The sequence below is a fragment of the Nocardia sp. NPDC059229 genome (assembly GCF_042754165.1).
Lineage (GTDB): Bacteria > Actinomycetota > Actinomycetes > Mycobacteriales > Mycobacteriaceae > Nocardia.
Genome location: NZ_JBHZAK010000002.1, coordinates 91101 through 112778 on the forward strand (window position 1 = coordinate 91101; position 21678 = coordinate 112778).

Sequence of the window (21678 nt, forward strand, 5' to 3'; positions counted from 1 at the left end):
GGGCCGTCCCGCGTCGGCGAGACAGTTTCGCCAGTTCGTTGCCATGGCTTGTTGGAGTCTCCGGTCTGTCTGTGGTCGTGCGGTTTCCTTAGGCGAGTTAAGCGATCCTAGCGAGGTTTGCTATGGGGTAACTGAACTTAATCTTCGCGCCGTCAACGCCCGTTCGTTGCGGACAACTCGAGATCACCACCGATCCGCTCGGCGGGATGCTCCGAATCATAGGACGTGGATCACGTCCTACGGCTCGCGCATGCGCGCGATCGCCGGGCCATCGGGGCGGACCGTGATCGATTTTCGGGGCTCGGGGAGTTGCGTCTACAGCGGCAGAACGGAGTTTTTTGATGAGTTCATTGGCCACCGACCGTGTCGACCAATGTTCTTCGGGTGAATTCTCGGCTCAACCTTTCGCTCTCTCTCCCGCGCAGTCGGCTCTGTGGTACGCCCAGCGCATCCGGCCCGACATCCCCCTCACCATCGCGCAATACGTCGAGATTCACGGCGACCTGGATGTCGGCCGCCTGCTGTACGCCATCGAGCGCTACGGCGCCGAGAGCCAAGTCGGCCACGTGCGCCTGCTTGAGATCGACGGGGTGCCGCACCAGTTGGTGGACTACCACCGGCGGCCCGGCTGGGCCCGCTACGACCTGCGGGCCGAGACCGACCCGCGCGGCGCGGCCCTCGCCTGGATGAACGAGCACGCCAGCTCGCCCATCGACATCGAACACGATCCGCTCACCACCAATGTGGTGCTGCGGGTCGGCGACTCGGACTGGATCTGGTACAGCCGCGGCCACCACATCGTCATCGACGGCTACGGCGCCATGAACGCCACCACCCGCGCCGCGGAGATCTATACGGCCCTCGAAGCCCACGACGAGCCGGCGGACTCCCGGGCCACCCCGCTGGCCAGCATCTACTCCGACGAGAACCGCTACCGGGAGACCAGCCGCTTCGTCACCGACAGCGACTACTGGCGCCAGCAGCTCGACGGCGCCGGCGAGCCGATCACCCTGTCCAGCAATGGAATGCTGCCCGCGGTGTCCGACGCCGGCCGCCGCAGCGCGACCGGCGTGCTCGCCGATGACGCCCAGGCCGCCGTCGAGGCCGCCGCGACCGCGTTCGGCTCCAACAGCTCCGCGCTGTTCGTGGCCGCCCTGGCCGGTTACGTGCGGGCCGTCACCGGCACCCAGGACGTGGTGCTGAGCCTGCCCGTGTCCGCGCGCACCACCGTGGCGCTGCGGCGTTCCAGCGGTGTGGTCTCGAACGTGGTGCCCATCCGCGTGCAGTTCACCGACACCCACACCGTCGCCGACACCGTGCGCGCGGTCGAGCTGCAGATCACCGGCGCCCTGCGCCACCAGCGCTATCGCAGCGACGACATCCGGCGCGACTGCGGCTATTCGCGCGACGCCCGCGGCTTCTTCGGCCCCATGGTCAACCTCATGCTCTTCCACAGCGAGCTGAAGTTCGGCAGCCTGATGGGTGCCATCAACGTGCTGTCCACCGGCCCGGTCGAGGACCTGTCGATCAACCTGTACAACGGTCTCGGCGATCGCATCCACATCGACTTCGAGGCCAACCCGCGCCTCTACAGCGATGCCGAACTCGCCGCGCACCACGCCCGGCTGCTGGATTACCTGACCCGCTTCGTGTCCGCCGACCCGGAGACACCGGTCGCCGACATGCCGGTGCTCACCGATCCGGAACGCGAACGCGTGCTGCACGAATGGAATTCGACCCAGGTGGCCCGCCAGGAGGGCACCCTGGCCGGGCTGTTCGCCGATCGGGCCGCCGCCTCCGCCGATCAGGTCGCGCTCGACTTCGAGGGCGAGACCCTCACCTACGCCGCCTTCGACGAGCGCGCCAACCGGCTGGCCCGCGAACTCATCGCGCGCGGCGCGGGACCCGACACCCTGGTCGGCCTGGCCGTCCGGCGCAGCCTCGACCTGCTGGTCGGCATGTACGCCATCGTCAAGGCGGGCGCCGCCTACCTGCCCATCGACCCGGACCACCCGGCCGACCGCGTCGAGGCCGTCCTCGACCAGGCCCGGCCGCTGTGCGTGCTCACCGCGTCGCGCGACAGGCTCGAGATGCCCGGCACCGCACCGCGATTCGACATCGACACCGCGGACGTGTCGCGGCACCCGGGCCGCCCGGTCACCGATACCGATCGGACCGCGCCGCTACGTCCCGACCACCTCGCGTACGTCATCTTCACCTCCGGTTCCACCGGCACGCCCAAGGGCGTCGGCGTCACTCACGCCGCCATCGTGAACCGGCTGCGCTGGATGCAGGACGCCTATCCGCTCGACTCCTCCGACGTGGTGCTGCAGAAGACCCCCGCCACCTTCGACGTCTCGGTGTGGGAGTTCTTCTGGCCCTTGCAGATCGGGGCCCGCCTGGTCATCGCCGCCCCCGACGGGCACCGCGATCCCGCGTATCTGGCCCGCATCATCACCGAGAAGGGCGTCACCACAGCGCATTTCGTGCCGTCCATGCTGTCGGTGTTCCTCACCGACACCGATGTGCGGGGCTGCGCCGGACTGTCGCGGGTCTTCTGCTCGGGTGAGGCGCTGCCCGCCGCCACCGTCGCCGATTTCCACGCCGCCCTCGGCAGCGGCGCCGACGCGCCGCAGCTGCACAACCTGTACGGCCCGACCGAGGCCGCCGTCGACGTCACCGCCTGGCACTGCACTCCGGGCAGCACCGACGTCCCGATCGGCTCGCCCATCTGGAACACCCGCACCTATGTGCTCGACGCCCGGCTCCAGCCGGTCGCCCCGGGCGTCGTGGGCGAGCTGTACCTGGCCGGCGTGCAGCTGGCCCGGGGCTATGTTGGCCGTGGCGCCCTCACCGCCGACCGTTTCGTGGCCAACCCGTTCACCCCCGGCGCCCGCATGTACCGCACCGGTGACCTGGTGCGCTGGCGTGGCACCGGCACCGCCGGCGTCCTGGAATACCTGGGCCGCAGCGACTTCCAGATCAAGGTGCGCGGCCTGCGCATCGAACTCGGCGAGATCGAGGCCGTCCTGCTGGCCGACGCCCGCGTCGCCCGCGCCGTGTGCGTGGCCCGCCGCGGCCGCAGCGGGGACGAGCTCATCGCCTACGTCGTGCCCGCCCCCGGCGTCGGCGACCTCGACGTGTCCGACCTCACGGCCATGTTGCGCCGGACCCTGCCCAGCTACATGGTGCCGTCGTATCTGATGGTGCTGGACGAACTACCGCTCAGCGCCAACGGCAAGGTGGACCGCAAGGCGCTGCCCGCACCCGATGCGGGCGCCCGCCGCCCGGCCCGGCCCGTCGCCGCCCCGCGCACCGCCATGGAACACCAGCTCACCGGCATCTTCGCCGAGGTGCTCGGCACCGACGAATTCGACGTCGAGGACAGCTTCTTCGACCTCGGCGGCAACTCGCTGACCGCCGCCCGGGCGGTCGCGCGCGTGAACGCGGCCCTCGGCGCGTCGCTCACCATCCGCGATCTGTTCGAAACGTCCACCATCACCACGCTGGCCACCCGGCTCTCGGCCGTGGAGCCGGAGAACACCTCCCCGAAACTGGTGGCCGGGCAACGGCCGCAACAGCTTCCGCTGTCGCTGGCCCAGCAGCGGCTGTGGATCCTCAACCGGTTCGCCGAGCACGCGGCGGCCTACAACATGGCCTTCGCGGTGAAACTGACCGGGCCACTGGATATTCCGGCACTGCGGGCCGGCCTGGTGGATGTGCTGGAACGGCACGAGAGCCTGCGCACCACCTTCCCCGACACCCCCGACGGGCCCTGCCAGCTGGTGCACCCGGCCTCGGAGATCCCGCTCACCCTCGATCCCATCGACGCCACCGGCGAGGACGCGGTCGCGCTGGCGAGCGAATTCGCCGGGTACGGCTTCGATCTGCGCAGCCAGGCCCCGGTCCGGGTGGCGCTGTACGCCATCGGGCCCGACACCCACCTGTTCCTGGTGGTGCTGCACCACATCAGCGGCGACGGCTGGTCCATCGCCCCGCTGAGCCGCGACATCATCACCGCGGTCGCCGCCCGTGCCCAGGGCGCGGCGCCGCGGTGGACGCCGCTGCCGGTGCAGTACGCGGATTTCGCACTGTGGCAACGGGAACTGCTCGGCGACGAGGCCGACCCGGCCAGCGCCCTGGCCCGGCAGCTTGCTTTCTGGCGCGCCGCGCTCGCCGACCTGCCCGACCAGCTGGACCTGCCGCTGGACCGCCCCCGCCCGCGGCACCGCAGCACCGCCGGCGGCACCGTCGAGTTCGACATCTCCGCGCAGACCCGCCGGGCCCTGGCCGGGGTGGCCGCCGCACGCGGGGTCAGCACCTTCATGGTCCTGCACGCCGCGCTGGCCGCGGTGCTCGCGCGCCTGTGCAACACCACCGACATCGTGATCGGCACGCCGATCGCCGGGCGCAGCGATCCGGCGCTCGACGATCTGGTCGGCATGTTCGTCAACACCCTCGTGCTGCGCACCCGGGTGGACCCGGCCGCCGGCTTCGACCGCATGCTCGCCGAGGTCCGCGAAACCGACCTCAATGCCTTCGCCAATGCCGACGTGCCGTTCGAGCGGCTCGTCGAGGTGGTCAATCCCGAGCGCTCCGCCGCGCGCCACCCCCTGTTCCAGGTGATGCTGTCCTACGACAGCAACCCCGAGCTGGACGTCGACCTGCCCGGCGTGGAGACCGAGGTGGTGCCCCTGGCCACCGACGTCGCCAAGTTCGATCTGCAGCTGACCGTCCAGGAACCCGCCGGCATCCCCGCCGAGGACGCCGGGTTGACCGCCGAATTCGGTTATGCCGCCGACGTTTTCGACCGGACCACGGTGGAGGCCATCGCGCGGCGCTTCGGCGCGCTCCTGGCCGCCGCGGTTGCCGACCCGTCCACCCCGGTCGGCGACCTGCCGCTGCTGGACGTCCGGGAGATCGCGAAGCTGGTGCCCATCGTGGGTTCCCCCGCCGTGCCCAGCATCACCCTGGCCCGGCTGCTCAGCGACACCGCCGAGCGGGTGCCCGACGCGGTCGCGGTCCGCTACCTCGGCGTCGACACCACCTACCGGGAGCTCGACGAACGCTCGAACCGCCTGGCGCGGGTGCTGATCGAGCACGGCGCGGGCCCGGAGGTGGTGGTGGCAATCGCGCTGCCGCGCAGCCTGGAGAGCATCCTCGCGGTGTGGGCGGTGGCCAAGACCGGTGCCGCGTACGTGCCCGTCGACCCCGACTATCCGGCCGACCGCATCGCCCACATGCTCGCCGATTCCGGCGCCATGCTCGGCATCACCAATGCCGAACGGCGCGAGAACATGCCGACCACCTGGCCCGGAAATCGGGGCCGCCACCGCAAGAGCTACGTCGACTGGCTGCTGCTCGGCTCCGAGCAGCTCACGCAGGAGTGCGCGCAGTTCCCCGACACCCCGGTCACCGACGCGGACCGGCACCACCCGCTGCGCATCGGCGGCCCGGCCTACCTGATCTACACCTCCGGTTCCACCGGCAAGCCCAAGGCCGTGGTGGTCACCAATGCGGGCATCGCCTCGCTGGCGCACGAGCAGATGCACCTGTTCAAGGTCACCGATTCGGCTCGCACCCTGCACTTCTCGTCGCCCAGCTTCGATGCGTCGGTGCTGGAGCTGCTGCTCGGTTTCGCGGCCGGGGCCACCATCGTGGTGGTGCCCGCGGGTGTCTTCGGCGGCGACGAGCTGGCCCGCATCCTGCGCGAGGAGCACGTGACGCACGCCTTCGTCACGCCCGCGGCCCTGGCCACCGTGCCCGCCACCGACCTGCCGGAGCTGGAAGCCGTCATCGTCGGCGGCGAGGCCTGCCCCGAGGACCTCGTCGAGGTCTGGACCGCAGCGGATTCCCGGCCCGGCCGCCCGGCGCGGCGCATGCACAACATGTACGGCCCCTCCGAGGCCACCGTCGCCGCCACCGCCACCGGGCCCATGCTCGCGGGGCAGCCGGTGCCGATCGGCGGGCCCGTGCGCGGTATGCGGCTGTTCGTGCTCGACGGCCGCCTGCACCCGGTGCCGCCGGGCGTGGCGGGCGAGCTGTACCTGTCCGGTCCCGGCCTGGCCCGCGGCTACCTGGGCCGGCACGGCCTGACCGCACAACAATTCCCGGCCAACCCGCACGGACGGCGCGGCGAACGCATGTACCGCACCGGCGATCTCGTGGTCGCCGACCGGGCGGGACAGCTGCGCTTCCTGGGCCGGGCCGACGACCAGATCAAGATCCGCGGCTTCCGCATCGAACTGCGCGAGATCGACCACGTGCTGGCCGCGCATCCGGGAGTCACCTTCGCGCTCACCGTCGTTCACCACGACGAGCGCGGAATCCCGCGCCTGGTGGCCTATCTCACCGCCGACACCGACATCGACCCGGCCGCGGTGCTCGAGACCGCGCGCGGCCGGCTGCCGGGTTACATGGTGCCCGCCGCGCTCACCGTGCTCGACGCCGTACCGGTCTCCCCGGCCGGCAAGCTGGACCGCAAGGCGCTGCCCGCACCGGAGTTCGTGGCCGCCGCGCCCACCCGCGCACCGGAAACCGAACTGGAGCAACAGGTCGCGCTGGTCTTCGGCAGTGTGCTGGGCGGCCTGACGCCGGGTGCGGACGACAACTTCTTCGAGATCGGCGGCAACTCGCTGCTGGCCACCCGCCTGACCTCGGCCCTGCACAGCGAGTTCGGGGTGGAGTTGCCGGTGCGCGACATCTTCGAGCTGCCGACGGTGTCCGGGGTGGCCGCACGGCTGGCGGAAGCGCCCCGGGCCGAGCGTGTAGCGCTGGCTGTGCATACGCCGCGCCCGGAGCGCGTGCCACTGTCGTTGCCGCAGCAGCGACTGTGGTTCCTCAACAGATATTCCCCCGAATCCAGCGCTTACAACATCGCATTCGTGCTGCGGATCGATGGCGATCCGGACATCGACGCGTTGCGGGCGGCGCTGGCCGACGTGGCGGAGCGCCACGAGGTGCTGCGCACCGTCTTCCCGGAGGACACCCAGGGCGCCTACCAGGTCGTGCTGGACACCGCACGGTGCCTGCCGGTGCTGGACGTGGTCGAGACCGACGAGGTCGGCGCGCGCCACGCCCTGCGCTCCCTGGCGCGCCGCGGCTTCGACCTGACCCGCGAGATCCCGCTGCGGATGACCTTGCTGCGCACCGGAACCCGCCGGCACCTGCTCGGCATCGCGCTGCACCACATCGCCGCCGACGGCTGGTCGCTGGGCCCGCTGACCCGGGACCTGGCCATTGCCTACACCGCCCGCCACGGCGGCGCGGCGCCCACCTGGACGCCGCTGCCGGTGCAGTACGCCGACTTCAGCCTTTGGCAGCGCGAGATTCTCGGCACGGAGGACGACGCCGAGAGCGCCGCCGCCACCCAGCTGGCCTACTGGCGTACCGCGCTGGCCGAGCTGCCCGGGGAACTGCCGCTACCCTACGACCGGCCCCGCCCGGCCGAACCCACCCAACGGGCCGGGTCGGTACGGTTCGAGGTGCCCGAAGCCGTGCAGCGCAGGCTGGCCGAGGTCGCCCGGGCACACGGCGTCAGCGTGTTCATGGTGCTGCGCTCCACGCTGGCGGTGCTGCTGCGCGTGGTCACCGGCGGCCGCGACGTGATCGTCGGCACCCCGGTGGCCGGGCGCACCGACACCCGCCTCGACGATCTGGTCGGCATGTTCGTCAACACGCTGATCCTGCGCTCGGATGTGGACCCCGACCGCAGCTTCGCCGAACTGCTGCAGGCCGACCGCGACACCGAACTGGCCGCCATGGCGCACGCCGAGGTGCCCTACGAGCGGGTCGTGGAGGAATTGCAGTCCGCGGACGCGGGGCAGCGCCGCTACGGCGCGAGCCCGCTGCTGCAGGTCGCGCTGACCGTGCAGGACACCCCGGTGCCCGCGCTGCGGCTGCCCGGATTGTCGCTGCAGGCCGAGGAACTCGATATCGCGCTGGCCAAGTTCGATCTGGAGCTGCGGGTGCTGCCCGGCGCGGGCGAGGACCGGCGGGCCTTCGAATTCGTCTACGCCGCAGAGCTTTTCGACCAGTCGACGGTCGGCATCCTGGCCGAGCGCCTGGTCAAGGTGTTCGGCGCCGTCACCGCCGACGCGCACGTGCGCGTGCGTGACATCGACGCGCGCACCGAACTCGAGCACGACATGCTCACCCCGGCCTGGGGCCCCGCGCCGGAGCCGCAGTGCAGCCTGGCCGCCTACTTCGCGGCCACCGCGCACCTCCATGCCGACCGGGTGTTCCTGCGACTCGACGACACCGAGCTCACCTACCTGGAATCCGACGTGTATTCGAACCGCTTGGCGCGGGCCCTGATCCACCGCGGCCTGGGCCCGGGTGACCGGGTCGCGCTGGGCCTGACCCGGTCGGTGGAGTCGGTGCTGACGGCGCTGGCCGTCACCAAGTGCGGTGCGGCGTTCGTTCCGGTGGACCCCAACTATCCGGCGGACCGGGTGCAGCACATGCTCGCCGACTCCGGCTGCCGGGTGGGTGTCAGCATGACCGAGCACGCCGACCGGCTCCCCGCCGCCGGCGGCGCCGACACCGTGGAGTGGCTGCTGCTCGACGACGCCGTACTGCTCGACGAGCTCGAGGTCCTCGACGACGGGCCGATCACCGATGCCGAGCGCACCGGCACTCTGTGGACCACGGATCTGGCGTACCTCATCTACACCTCCGGCTCGACCGGAAAACCCAAGGGCGTGGCCGTCACCCACGGCGGCCTGTCCAATTTCGCCGACGAGGTCCGCGAGCGCGCGCGGGTCGACCGGGACTCGCGGATCATGCACTTCTCGTCCCCGAGCTTCGACGCCTCCGTCTACGACCTGCTGTTCGCGATCTGCGCGGGCGCGACCATGGTCATCGTCCCGCCCGACGTGTACGGCGGCGACGAACTGGCCGAGCTCATGGAACGCGAACAGGTCAGCCACACCTTCATGACCCCGGCCGCGCTGGCGACCATCGACCGGGACCGCTGGCCGCTGCCGCACCTGCGCGCGATCATGGTCGGCGGCGAGGCCCTGGGACCGGAACTGGTGGCGCGCTGGGCCCCCGGCCGCCTGATGTTCAACGTGTACGGCCCGACGGAGACCACCATCGTGGTCACCATCTCCTCGCCGCTACGGGTCGGCGAGCCCATCACCATCGGCAACCTGGTCCGCGGCGCCCGCGCCGTGGTCCTGGACGAGCGCCTGCGCCCGGTCCCGGTCGGCGTGCCCGGCGAGCTGTACATCGGCGGACAGGGTTGTGCGCGCGGCTATTTCGAGCGGTTCGATCTCACCGCCGCCCGGTTCGTCGCGGACCCGTACGGCCCGGCGGGCTCGCGCCTCTACCGCACCGGCGATGTGGTGCGCTGGACCGGCGACGGCGACATCGTCTACCTGGGCCGCAGCGACCACCAGGTGAAGCTGCGCGGTTTCCGTATCGAGCTGGGCGAGATCGACGGCGTGCTCACCGCCCACCGCGCGATCCGCTTCTCCCACACCGAGGTTCGCGAGATCGCGGGCGCGCGCCGCATCGTGTCGTTCGTGCTGCCCGTGGACCTCGCCGCCGCACCCGATCTCGAGGAGCTGCGCGCGCACTGCGCCGAGCACCTGCCGGCGCACATGGTGCCCAGCGCTCTTGCTCTGCTCGACCACATTCCGCTCACCCCGGTCGGCAAGCTCGACCGCGACGCGCTGCCGCAACCCACGGCCGTCGTCGCCGGGGTCTCGCGGGAACCGGAGACCGACACCGAACGCCTGGTCGCCGAGGTGATGGGGGAGCTGGTCGGCGCCGAGGCCCTGGGCGCGGACGACAGCTTCTTCGAGGTCGGCGGAAACTCGCTGCTGGCCACCCAGTTGGTGGCCCGGCTGGCCACCGTCACCGGGGTGCGGCTGGAGGTGCGGTCGGTCTTCGCCGCGCCCACCGTGGCCGGACTCGCCGCGGCCCTGGACGCCGGATCCTCCTCGGCGGATCTGCGGCCGGAACCGCGCCGGCGCACCCGGCCCGCGCGGATCCCGCTCTCCGCGGCCCAGCGGCGGCTGTGGTTCCTGGAGAAGTTCAACGCCGGCGAGCACGGAGAAGCGCTGGGCGCCTACAACGTTCCGGTCGCCCTGCGCCTGCACGGTGAGCTGGACATCCCGGCACTGCGCGCGGCCCTGCACGCCGTGCAGGACCGTCACGAGACCCTGCGCACCGTCTTCCCGGAGATCGACGGCGAACCCTGCCAGCGGATCCTGGAGCCGGGCGAGGGGGCGGTCGGCCTGCCGGTCCGGACGGTCGCCGCGGACGAGGTGCCCGGCGAGATCCGCCGCGTCACCGCCGGCGGTTTCGACCTGGCCACCAGCGTGCCGGTGCGCGCCGCCCTGCTGCGCCTGACCGGCAGCAAGACCGAACATGTGCTGGTGCTTGTCGTGCACCACATCGCCATGGACGGCTGGTCGCTGCAGCCGCTGGCCGCCGATGTGGCCGCCGCCTACCGGGCGCACACCGGCAAGCAGACCCCGGAATGGCCCGAACTACCCATCCAGTACGCCGACTACACGCTGTGGCAGCAGGATGTGCTGGGCCGCGAGGACGATCCGGACTCGGTGATCAGCCGCCAGCTCGACTACTGGCGGCACGCTCTCGACGGCATCCCGGAACGGCTCTCCGTTCCCGCCGACCGGCCGCGGCCGCCGGTGCCGACCTACCGGGGCGGCACGGTGGAGTGCAAGCTCGACGCCTTCACCCACCGCGAATTGCAGGCGCTGGCAGCCGAACACGGCGTCACCATGTTCATGGTGTTGCACGCGGCACTCGTCGCACTGCTGCATCGCCTGACGCACGACGACGACATCACGGTCGGCACACCCATTGCGGGACGCGGACATCCGGCGCTGGACCGCCTGGTCGGCATGTTCGTCGGCACCCTGGTGCTGCGCACCCGCATCGACGGCGGCGCCGCGTTCGGCGACCTGCTGCGCGCGGTCCGCGACACCGATCTGGAGGCCTTCGCCCACGCCGACGTGCCGTTCGAGCGCCTGGTCGAGGTGCTGAATCCGGTGCGCTCCCAGGCGCATCACCCGATGTTCCAAGTCATGCTCTCGGTACAGAACCAGCCCGCGCGGGTGCTGGAGCTGCCGGCCATGCGCATCGAGGCCGACGACGCCGACCCGGGCATCGCCAAGTTCGACCTGCAGTTCACCCTCACCGAATCCTGGACGCCGCGCCGCGAACCCGACGGCATCACGGTGTCGGTGAACTACGCCTCCGACCTGTTCGAGGCGGCGACGGCGCAGCGGCTGGCACAGCGGTTCGTGCGCCTGCTGGCCGCGGCCGCCACGCATCCGGCTACCGCCGTCGGCGATCTGGACGTGCTGGACTCGGCCGAATGGTCGGCGCTGGCGCCGGTCCGCGGCACCGAGCCCGGCCTGCCCGTCACCTTCCCGGAGGTGTTCGAGGCCGCGGTCGACCTCAACCGGTCGGGCATCGCGGTCCGCTCGGACGGCACCCAGATCTCCTACGACGCTCTGGACCGCTGGACCAACCGGCTGGCCCGGGTGCTCATCGGCTACGGCGTGGGCCCGGAAACCCTGGTCGCCATGGGGATTCCGCGTTCGGCCGAATCAGTGGCGGTGATGCTGGCCATCGCCAAGGCCGGTGGCGCGTTCGTGCCCGTCGACCCGAACTATCCGGAGCAGCGCATCAGCCACATGCTGCTGGATTCCGGTGCGGCCGTGGGCATCACGCTGTCCGGCTATCGGGAGCGCATGCCCGACGGGGCCAACTGGACGATGCTGGACGCGCCGTCGTTCCGGCGTCGGGTCCTCGCCACTTCCGACGCGCCGATCCGCGACGCCGAACGCATCGTGCCGCTACGCATGCACAACCCGGCCTACGTCATCTACACCTCCGGCTCCACCGGCATCCCCAAGGGCGTGGTCGTCACCCACGGCGGCCTGTCCAACTTCGCCGCCGAGACCGCGCAGCGCTTCGATGTCGGCCCCGATTGCCGGGTCCTGCACTTCGCCACACCGAGTTTCGACGCGGCCATGCTGGACCTGCTGCTCGCTCTCGGCGGGGCCGCCACCCTGGTGATCAGCCCGCAGGGTGTGGTCGGCGGGCAGGAACTGGGGCAGGTGTTCATCGAGGAGGGCATCACCCACGCCTTCATCACCACCTCGGCGCTGGGCACCGTCGATCCGGCCGGCGTGACCGCACTGCGGCATGTGCTGGTCGGGGGTGAGGCGCTGCCCCCGGACCTGGTCAGCCGGTGGGCCCCGGGCCGCAGGCTCTACAACGTGTACGGGCCGACGGAGACCACCATCGTCACGGTGATCTCGCACCCCATGACGCCCGGCGGGCAGATCACCATCGGCGGACCCATCCGCGGGGTCGGCGCGAGCGTGCTCGACACGCGCCTGCACCCGGCCCCGGCCGGGGTCACCGGTGAACTGCACCTGGCCGGCGCGGCGCTGGCGCGCGGTTACCTACGCCGCCCGGGTCTGACCGCACAGCGCTTCGTGGCCAACCCGTTCGGCAAGCCCGGTGAGCGCATGTACCGCACCGGCGACCTGGTCCGCTGGCTCGAAAGCGCGGGCGGCGCACGGGATCTGGAGTACGTCGGCCGCACCGACCACCAGGTCAAGATCCGCGGCTTCCGCATCGAACTCGGCGAGATCGACGCGGCGCTGGCCAAGCACCCGGAGGTGGAGTTCGCCACCACCATCGGGCACCGCACCCCGGCCGGCTCCACCGCGCTGGTGTCGTATGTGAAGCCGCGCACCGGAACCGCGCCCACCACCGCCGAGCTGAACGCGCACGTGGCCGAGCTGGTGCCCAACTACATGGTCCCGCAGTCGATCATGCTGCTGGACCGGGTGCCGCTGTCCCCGGTTGGCAAGCTCGACCGGAAGGCGTTGCCGGAACCGGTGTTCGCGGCCCGCGAGGGCTACCGTGCCCCCGCCACCCCGCTGGAGGAGGCGCTGTGCGCGGCCTTCGCCGACGTGCTGGGCGTCGAACAGGTCGGCGCCGACGACGGGTTCTTCGAGCTCGGCGGCAACTCGCTGCTGGCCACCAAGGTGGTGGCCCAGCTGCGGGCGGGCGGCATCGACTTGCCCGTGCAGGCCATGTTCGGCGAGTCCACCCCGGCCGCCATCGCCGGGCGGCTCGCCGCCGCCGAGGGTGACGCGGGCGCCGCGCTGACCGCGGCCCTGGGCGCGGTGCTGCCGCTGCGTGCGGTCGCCGATTCCGGTGTGCCGCCGCTGTTCTGCGTGCATCCGGCCATCGGCCTGTCCTGGTGCTTCGCCGGGCTGCTGTCGCATCTGCCGCAGGAGCGGCCCGTGTACGGCCTGCAGGCCCCGCACGTGGCCGGGGAGGACAGTCACCGCACCATCGCCGAGGCCGCGAAACACTATGTGGCGCACATGAAGTCGGTGCAGCCCACCGGCCCCTATCAGGTGCTGGGCTGGTCGCTGGGCGGGCTCATCGCCCACGAGATTGCCGTGCAGCTGCAGGAGGCCGGTGACGAGGTCGCGTTGCTGGCCATGATGGACAGCTACCAGCTGTCGGATCGGTGGCTCGAGGAGGCGGTGCCGTCGGTGGCGGCCGTGGTCGCCGAATTCGGTTCCGACCTGCTCGGTGGTGACGCCGACATCGATTCGCGCATGACGCTCACCGAGGCGGCCGAACTGCTCCGCGGGCGATCCGGGCCGTTCGCGGCGCTCACCGTCGAGCACCTGGAACGGCTCTACACCGGATACGAGAACGGCGCGGCGCAGGCGCACGGGTTCCGGCCCCGGGTCTTCGACGGTGATCTGCTGTTCTTCACCGCCGCCGACGACGAGATCAACCGGGCCGACCCGGACCGCTGTGCCGCGGCCTGGCAGCCCTACGTCACCGGTGCGGTGCACGACCAGCTGGTGCGCTGCACGCACGCCGGCATGACAACGCCCGAATCCCTCGCCGTCATCGGGCCGGTGTTGCGGGATCAGCTGGCAGCCATCCGAGCCCGGCGGGAGGGTATGCGATGAGTCTGGCCGTGGAAGTCCAAGGGCTGGTGAAGTATTACGGCAAGGTGCGGGTGCTGGACGGTATCGATCTCGAGATCCCGTCCGGCACGGTGATGGGCCTGCTCGGGCCCAACGGCGCGGGCAAGACCACCACGGTCCGCATCGTCACCACCCTGCTACGCCCGAGCGCGGGCTCGGTGCATGTCGCGGGAGTGGACGTGCTGAAGCATCCGGCCCGCGTTCGCACCCGGATCGGCCTGTCGGGCCAGTACGCGGCCATCGACGCCAACCTGTCCGGATTCGAGAACCTGCGCATGGTGGCCCGGCTGTACGGCATGAACCACAAGCGGGCCGCAGAACGCGCCACCGAACTGCTCACCGCCCTCGGCCTCGACCACGCCGCCGGGCGGCGGGCGGGCACCTACTCCGGCGGTATGGCCCGCCGGCTGGACCTGGCAGGGGCGCTGGTGTGCCGGCCCCCGGTGGTCGTGCTGGACGAGCCGACCACCGGCCTGGATCCGCGCGGGCGCCTCGACATGTGGCGTGTCATCGGCGAACTCGTCGACGACGGCACCACCGTGCTGCTCACCACCCAGTACCTGGAGGAGGCCGACCTCCTCGCCGACCGCATCACCGTCATCGACCGCGGGCGGGTCATCGCCCGCGGGTCGGCCGACGAACTGAAGACGTCCATCGGCGGCGACAAGCTCACCGTCACCCTCGCGCCCGGCCAGGATCCCGCCCCCGCCCAGCAGGTGCTGGGTGAGGTGGGCATCGGCGAAGCCGAATTCGACGAGGGCGCCGACACGGTCACCGTGGTGGTCGGCGACGGCAGCCGCACCATGGTGGAGGCGCTGCGCCGCCTCGACGACGCCGGGGTGCACGTGGTCGACGCCGTCGTGGAGCGGCCCACCCTCGACGACGTATTCCTTTCCCTCACCGGCAAACCCGGCGAACGCAAGCCGGACGTCCCCGCCCCCGAGTCTGTCCAAGAGGAGATCCTGTCGTGACGACCCTCCCCGCCGAACCGGAAGCGCCCGCGCCACCCGAGGAGGAACAGGGCCGCCCCCGCATCGAGGGACCCCTCATGCTGCTACCCCGGGTGGTGCGCGACTCGGCGATCGTGGCCTACCGCAACCTGCTGACCATCCTGCGGGTGCCCACCCTGCTGGTGACGGCCACCATCCAGCCGCTGATGTTCGTGTTCCTGTTCGCCTACATCTTCGGCGCGTCCCTGGGCGGCAGCCAGTACCGGGAGTTCCTGCTCGCCGGAATCTTCACGCAGACAGTCGCTTTCAACGCCGCGTTCACCACCGTCGGCCTGGCCAACGACCTGCACAAAGGCATCATCGACCGGATGCGGACGCTGCCCATGTCGCGGCTGGCGGTGCTGATGGGCCGCACCCTGTCGGACCTGGTGGTCAACATTCTGGCGCTGGCGGTCATGGTGGTCTGCGGGTACGTGGTCGGCTGGCGGATCAATGGGTCGATCATCGACGCGGTGCTGGCGTTCGGGGTGATCCTGCTGTTCGCGTTCGCCATGTCGTGGGTCGGGGCGATCACCGGGCTCATGTCGCCCAGCGTCGAGGTGGCCCAGAGCGCCGGTCTCATCTGGCTTTTCCCGCTGACCTTCATCTCCTCGGCCTTCATCTCCGGGGAGACGCTGCCCGGCCCGCTGCGCACCGTCGCCGCCTGGAATCCGATCACCGCGGTGTCGGCGGCCGGGCGCAAGCTCTTCGACAACGGTTCCCCGCCGTCGTTCAAACCGGCCACCGGCTGGCCCGCCGACCACTGCGTCGAGTACTCCGTCTACTGTTCGCTGGCCATCCTGGCGATCTCGGTGCCGATCGCCCTGCTGCAGTACCGGAAGGTGGCCAGTCACTGAGCCGGCGCGGGCAGCGCGCCGACCGCTCCCTCTTCGACGCCGCCCACGGCAGCCCGCACGACGGTGCCCGCTACCGCGACATCCTCGCGCCCCTGAGGACGGGCGACGGACTGCGGGTCGCCGACAGCTGCTGGGGTGTGCTGTGCCTGCAACTCCACCCGGCAGATCGCGGCCGCCCTGGTGGTGTCGCCGTTCACGGTGCAGCAGCCTGAAGTCCATCTTCGAGAAGTCCGGAGTGCACACCCGCCGGGAGCTGGTCGCCAATCTCCTTGCCGCCCACCACGGCTCACCGGGCTGACCCCGGGCAGGGGAAGGGCCCCGCACCGGTGTGGTGCGGGGCCCTTCCCGTTTTGTCGCTGTGCTCAGCCGCGGCGGCGGGTCTTGAGCAGCTCCATGCGCTCCTGCAGGAGCTCTTCGAGCTCCTCCTTGCTGCGACGCTCCAGCAGCATGTCCCAGTGGGTGCGGGGCGGCTTGACCTTCTTGGGCTCCTGAGTGGTGCCCTCGAGCAGGATGCCCTCCTGGCCGTTGCGGCACAGCCAGGTCGGAGGGATTTCGGCGTCGTCGGCGAAGGGAACGTCGAATTCCTCGCCGTTGTCGGTGCGGTACCGCGCCATCCGACGCGGCGCCAGGTCGTGGTCGCGGTCGGTCTCGTAGCTCACCGCTCCGAGCCGAGACCCCCGGAGTACGCGATCTGCCATGAGTGCGGTCCCTTCTCGCCTGTCGGCAATGTTCTACATCAGTGTTTCTGCAGCTGCGCTACCTACTGTCAACGCAGCCGCGCACGTGTCGGTTCCCGTGGGAGAACCCTGCCATCCTACTCGTCCGGCGCGCCCGCTCCGTCGCGGCGTGCCCTTCCGCCCGGTCGCGGCCGCAAACCGCTAATGTGACGGACCATGTCTCGACGCGTGCTGTCCTGCTGCCAATGGTGCGGGCGGGAGATCGCCGAATCGGAGATCGGACGCCGCCGGCGGTACTGCCGGCAATCGTGCCGCCAGCGGGCGTACGAACATCGAAACAGCGTGAAGGGCACCGGCATTCCCGAGGATTCGGTGGTGCTCAGTGCCCAGGAGGTCTCGGACCTGTCCGATCGCTGGTTCGCCGCCCGCTGCGCCGCCGAGGACGTGGCCACGGCGGTCGCGGAGGGCGCCGAGATGATCGAACTGGCCGATCTCACCGCGACATTGGTGGCGTTGACGCGCGAGGCGGAACGGCTGCGCTGACCGCGGCGTGGCGGCCGGCGGGCAGGGCGCGCACGCTCAGTGCGCAGACGATGCCGATGCCGAGCGCGGTGACGGCGGCGACAAGGCCGAGGGCGGTGAGCGTTTCACCGTCGGGCCGGGTCACCGGCTGCCCGCGCAGCGCCTGCCACATCAGCAGCGCCACCAGAGCGGTGTAACCGAGCGCCAGCACCCCGATCAGCCGGGTGCGGGTGCGCTCGGTGCGCAGCCATGTCACGGCCGGGGCGAGGCGGGCCAGCACGATGGCCGCCACGATGAGCAGTTGAATGCCGTGCAAGCCCGCGAAATGCGCGATCCGCATGTCGCCGCCCGCGGTGCTCCAGTGGGTGATCGGCATGCCCTCGACACCGTCGCGGACGGCGGGCTGCCCGCTGACGAAGGTGTGTCCCGCGCCCAGCCGGACCGGGTGCCCGTAGGCGTCGGTGGTCTGCTGCTCGCCGCTGAAGCCCATGGTGTAGCCCAGCGCCATGCCGAACACCGCGATGCCCAGGCCCGCGCGGATGGCCAGCGAGGTGGGCCGGTCGGTGACGCGCTGCCACGAAAGGGTCACCGCGATCACCAGATTCGCGAGGAACAGTCCGGGCACGCCGGTCATGAACACCCACTGGCCGATGGTGTTGACCGCGTCGTGCTGGGTGTTGAAGTGGCTGAAGGTGCCGCGCGCGGCCTGCACGACCACGAAGCCGACGTCCACGATGGCGGTGGCGGCGAAGAGGGCGCCCATCCACCAGGTCAGCCGCTGCCCGCGGTGCGGGAACGACACCAGCCAGGCCAGGGTGCCGCAGTAGAGGACCATGGCGATGGCGAACTTGAGCGGTTTGAGCCACACCGATTCGCCCAGCAGCATGCGGTCGTCGAAGGCCATGACACCCAGGGAGAACACCGCGAGGGTCGCCATGGCCGCGGTGGTGATGAGCAGGGGGCCGTGCAGCCGGCGAGCGGGGACGGCGGGGGTGAACGGCGCGAGCGGCGGACGGTCGAGCGTGGTCATGACGGTGACGCTAGGTCCGTGCGGCCGCCCGCCACGTCCCCCGGCGGTGGGGTGGGCACGTAGTACCCGGGTATGAGAACAGCCCCGGCGGTATGAGCCGGGGCTGTTCTGCGTGGGCCGCGAACGCCGTTGTCGCGCAACCGATCCGTGCACCCTCGTCGGGCGCCCGGATGAGTGGTGGGGTCAGTCGACGGGGATGCCGACGTTCATGCCGCGCCCGGCCAGGTAGGGCAGCGGATCGACGGGCGCGCCGCCGCCGGTGTGCACCTCGTAGTGCAGATGCGGTCCGGTGGAGTAGCCGCGGCTGCCGACCGTGGCGAGTACGTCGCCGGCGCGCAACTGCTGGCCCACCTGGACCAGGATGTCCTGCATGTGGCCGTAGACGCCGATGGTGCCGTCGTCCTGCAGCACCCGCACCCAGAGACCGAACCCGGAGGCGGGGCCCGCCTCGATGACGGTGCCGTCGGTGATGGCGTGGATCGGCGCGCCGAAGCCCTCGCCGAAGTCGATGCCGGCGTGCATGGCGCCCCAGCGGATGCCGAAGCCGGAGGTGAGCGGACCGGCGACCGGGCGCACGGTCCTGGGGCGGGCCTGTTCGGCGTGCAGGCCGTCGAGGAAGTCGAGCACCGGCTGCGGCACCACCTGCGGCATCTGCGCCTCGCGCGGGGTGAAGGCGGTGAATGTGCCGTCGGTCTGGGCGGCGTTTGCCACGGAGTCGCCCGTGAGCTCGTGTGTGGCGTGCGGGTCGGTGGCGGCCAGCGCGGTCAGGGTAGCGCCGACGACGGCGGTGACGGCCGCGGCACGGGTCGCGACCGAGCGGTACCGGCCGGTTCCATGCAGGAGAGATAACGGAACGGTTACGGGCATTGCTCGACCGTACGAGAACCCGGGTGTCGTTCAGAAGCCGAGTTGCGACCGTCACAGTGCGCCAAAAGTCCAGTTCGCGTATTACGAGAGGATAACGGCACGTGGGTAATTCTTGGATGACGTCGGCCTCCGGGGTTTGCCGGCGAATTGACCCCGGGAGGGCGGTGCGGGCACTCTGCTTAAGTGGTCGCTAATGGAGTGCGGGTGTTGAGTGCGCTCGCCGACGGTACTCGCCGAGCGGTGTTCGAAGCCCTTCCGCAGGGCTCCAGATCGGTGGGCGAACTCGCCGAGGCCCTGGGCGTCACCAGTTCGGCAATCTCCCAGCATCTGAAAGTGCTGCGTGAGGCGCGCCTGGTGATGATGCGGCCGCAGGGCAACCGCCGTCTCTACTCCCTGGACCCGCGCGGGCTGGCCGATGCGCGTGACTATCTCGAACAGTTCTGGCCCAGCGCCCTGGCCGCCTACTCCGCGGCCTTGTCCAGCGCGCAGACCGAATCCCCCTCCGAGTAGCGCGAACCCGGGGCAGGTCGGACGCGGCGGGAACGGACCGGGGTCGCACGAGTAGACGCGAGGCTGCGGGAGCGGACCGGAGTCGGGAGCAGGCAGCAGGGCCGCGCACTGGTGGATCGCCGAGACCCCGGGCGGGCGGGCGTTACGGTGGCGGGGTGGGTATGTCCGTCGTTGTCGAGAGTCCGCGCCGGACAGTGCTACCCGGCTGGTCGGTGCCGCTGATCTTCGTCGCGGGCGGCGTCTCGCAGTATCTCGGTGCGGCGATCGGCGTCCATCTGTTCGCCACGGTCGAACCCGCGACGGTGGCCTGGCTGCGTGCGGCGGCCGCGGGTGTCGCCCTGCTGGCATGGCGGCGGCCCTGGCGCCGGGGCTGGACCCGCCGCTCGATCGGGGTGGCTGCCGGGTTCGGCGTGGTGACGCTGGGCATGAATATCGCCTTCTACGAGGCGATCGCGCGGATCCCGCTCGGCACGGCGGTCGCCATCGAATTCCTGGGACCGGTCGCGGTGGCCACTCTCGGGTCGCGCCGGCCCCGCGATCTCCTCGCTGTCGCCCTGGTGGTCGCCGGTGTCTTCCTGCTGGCGGGCGTCTCCTCGGATGCCGGGCCGGCCGGTGTCGCGTTCGCCTTGCTCGCGGCCGCGCTGTGGGCGGGTTACGTCCTGCTGGGCAAGCGGGTCGCCGACGCGGGTTCGGGCCTGGACGCCCTGGCCGTCGGCATGGCCGCCGCCGCACTCCTGCTGGCCCCTATCCTGCTGACGCGCCAATGTGTGCTCGCCCCAGCCGTTTTCGCGGACCCGGGTACCTGGTTGCTGGGCGTCGGTGTCGGCGTGCTGTCCAGCGCCGTTCCCTACGCCCTCGATCAGTTGGTCCTGCGCACGGTCGGCCGCGCCCGCTTCGCCTTGCTGCTGGCGCTGCTCCCGGCCACCGCGGCGGTCATCGGCGCGGTCGCGCTGGCCCAGCGGCCCGCTGTCCCCGAACTCGCGGGCATCGCGCTGGTGATGGCGGCTCTGACTCTCAGTGCGACACAACGCAATAGCCGTCCGCGGTTGCGCGCGAGCGCGCGGCCGCCCGAATCGTGGGAATGAACGCGGGCGCGATCTCAGCGGGTTCGCGTGAAGCCCCTGAGAGCGCAGAGAGCCGGGCTCACCCCACCCGCCGGTAGGTCTGCTGAGCGCGGCGGTCCAATCCGGTGCCGGGCCAGGGGCGTTTGCGCAGTTGCTTGTCGACGGCGTTGACGACCTCGGGCACACCGATTTTCAGCAGCCCCGGGTCGATGTCGTCGGCGTCCGGGTCGCCGGTCTGCCCGGCCCAGAGCACGGCGTGGCGGCCGAGCAGGTGCGGGGGCGGGCCGCTGCGGCTGGGTGGGTTGGGGCCGAAGAGCAGCACGGTGCGGGTGCCGAAGGCGGTGGCCAGGTGGGCGACGCCGGTGTCGCCGCACACCACGAGGGCGGCTTCGGCGACGGTGGCGGCCAGTTCGATGAGGTTCTGCTGGCCCGCGAGGACTCGCGCCGATGAGAGTCCTGCGCGGGTGGCGACGCCGAGCGCGGTCTCGCGTTCGGATTCGTCACCGGTCACTACGACATCGCGATCCTGTACCAGCAGATGCCGGACCACGGCGGCGAACCGGTCGGGCGGCCAGCGCCGGGCGGCGGCGCCGGCGCCGATGTGCACGACCACGGCGTTGCGGTGGCTGGTGCTGGCCACCGGCGGCACCAGGCCGAGGTTGCGGCGGTCGGCGGCGATGCCGTCGAATTCGAGCAGATGGCACCAGCGGTCCACGTCGTGCATCTCGGGCTGCCAGTCGGGGCCGGGCAGGTCGGGGAAGGCAGGATTGCGGTAGGTGAGAATGCGTTCGGGCTTGGTCCGGGAGAGTTCGGCGATGCCCTCGGCGCCGTCGAGGTTGACGGCCAGGGCCGGCGATTCGCCGTCCCAGCGCAGTCCGACGGCGTCGTAGACCGGGACCATTTCGTCGACGGAGGCGATGAGGTCGACGATGGGTTTCAGGCGATGGGGTGCTGCCAGTGCGATGTGGTCGCCGGGCCGGGCCCGGCGCAGGGCGCGCAACGCGGGAACGGCGGTGAGGAGATCACCCACCCCGCGTGCTCGCAGCACTAGTACAACCGCCACCTGAATTCTCCTAGCCGGCCACGCTGCCCACGACACTGCGGTCCGCCACCGGACGTGCGGGGACCATTGCGTGAGGACTACCCGGCC

Annotated in this window: 11 protein-coding genes; 6 read left to right on the forward strand and 5 right to left on the reverse strand. The window is 71.1% G+C overall.

Annotated elements, in window-relative coordinates:
• The first annotated feature begins 341 nt into the window (after positions 1 to 341).
• The 3 genes from ACFXHE_RS06765 to ACFXHE_RS06775 all read left to right on the forward strand — a co-directional run bounded on the left by ACFXHE_RS06765 (position 342) and on the right by ACFXHE_RS06775 (position 15858).
• Positions 342 to 13994 (forward strand): amino acid adenylation domain-containing protein, encoded by a 13653-nt coding sequence (locus ACFXHE_RS06765; protein ID WP_379380612.1) that lies wholly within the window; start codon positions 342 to 344, stop codon positions 13992 to 13994.
• Positions 13991 to 14983: an ATP-binding cassette domain-containing protein gene (locus ACFXHE_RS06770; RefSeq protein WP_379380614.1), complete on the forward strand. Its 993-nt coding sequence runs from the start codon at positions 13991 to 13993 to the stop codon at positions 14981 to 14983. The genes ACFXHE_RS06765 and ACFXHE_RS06770 overlap by 4 nt, the downstream gene beginning before the upstream one ends.
• Before the next feature lie 92 nt (positions 14984 to 15075).
• Positions 15076 to 15858 (forward strand): ABC transporter permease, encoded by a 783-nt coding sequence (locus tag ACFXHE_RS06775; RefSeq protein WP_379381389.1) that lies wholly within the window; start codon positions 15076 to 15078, stop codon positions 15856 to 15858.
• On the opposite strand, the gene ACFXHE_RS06780 is transcribed toward ACFXHE_RS06775, so the two are convergent.
• A complete protein-coding gene (locus ACFXHE_RS06780) occupies positions 15852 to 16055 on the reverse strand; it encodes a hypothetical protein (protein ID WP_379380616.1) in 204 nt (67 codons plus the stop codon). The two genes, ACFXHE_RS06775 and ACFXHE_RS06780, sit on opposite strands and share 7 nt — an antisense overlap.
• A gap of 165 nt (positions 16056 to 16220) precedes the next feature.
• Positions 16221 to 16556, reverse strand: a complete 336-nt coding sequence (locus tag ACFXHE_RS06785; protein WP_040857934.1) for an RNA polymerase-binding protein RbpA — start codon at positions 16554 to 16556, stop codon at positions 16221 to 16223.
• Positions 16557 to 16751: 195 nt separating this feature from the next.
• On the opposite strand from ACFXHE_RS06785, the gene ACFXHE_RS06790 reads away from it, so the two are divergent.
• Positions 16752 to 17078 carry a hypothetical protein gene (locus tag ACFXHE_RS06790; RefSeq protein WP_040857932.1) on the forward strand — a complete coding sequence of 109 codons (327 nt, stop codon included), beginning with the start codon at positions 16752 to 16754 and terminating at the stop codon, positions 17076 to 17078.
• Here the strand turns inward: ACFXHE_RS06790 and ACFXHE_RS06795 are convergent.
• Positions 17029 to 18087 carry a hypothetical protein gene (locus ACFXHE_RS06795; protein ID WP_379380618.1) on the reverse strand — a complete coding sequence of 353 codons (1059 nt, stop codon included), beginning with the start codon at positions 18085 to 18087 and terminating at the stop codon, positions 17029 to 17031. The two genes, ACFXHE_RS06790 and ACFXHE_RS06795, sit on opposite strands and share 50 nt — an antisense overlap.
• 183 nt (positions 18088 to 18270) lie before the next feature.
• Complete coding sequence (locus tag ACFXHE_RS06800; protein WP_379380620.1) at positions 18271 to 18954, reverse strand: M23 family metallopeptidase; 684 nt, start codon at positions 18952 to 18954, stop codon at positions 18271 to 18273.
• A 183-nt stretch (positions 18955 to 19137) separates the two neighbouring features.
• On the opposite strand from ACFXHE_RS06800, the gene ACFXHE_RS06805 reads away from it, so the two are divergent.
• Positions 19138 to 19464 carry an ArsR/SmtB family transcription factor gene (locus ACFXHE_RS06805; RefSeq protein WP_379380622.1) on the forward strand — a complete coding sequence of 109 codons (327 nt, stop codon included), beginning with the start codon at positions 19138 to 19140 and terminating at the stop codon, positions 19462 to 19464.
• A 161-nt stretch (positions 19465 to 19625) separates the two neighbouring features.
• Positions 19626 to 20549 carry a DMT family transporter gene (locus ACFXHE_RS06810; protein WP_379380624.1) on the forward strand — a complete coding sequence of 308 codons (924 nt, stop codon included), beginning with the start codon at positions 19626 to 19628 and terminating at the stop codon, positions 20547 to 20549.
• 58 nt (positions 20550 to 20607) lie between these two features.
• Here ACFXHE_RS06810 and ACFXHE_RS06815 read toward each other — a convergent pair whose 3' ends face one another.
• Positions 20608 to 21591, reverse strand: a complete 984-nt coding sequence (locus tag ACFXHE_RS06815; RefSeq protein ID WP_379380626.1) for a glycosyltransferase family 9 protein — start codon at positions 21589 to 21591, stop codon at positions 20608 to 20610.
• Between the last annotated feature and the right edge of the window lie 87 nt (positions 21592 to 21678).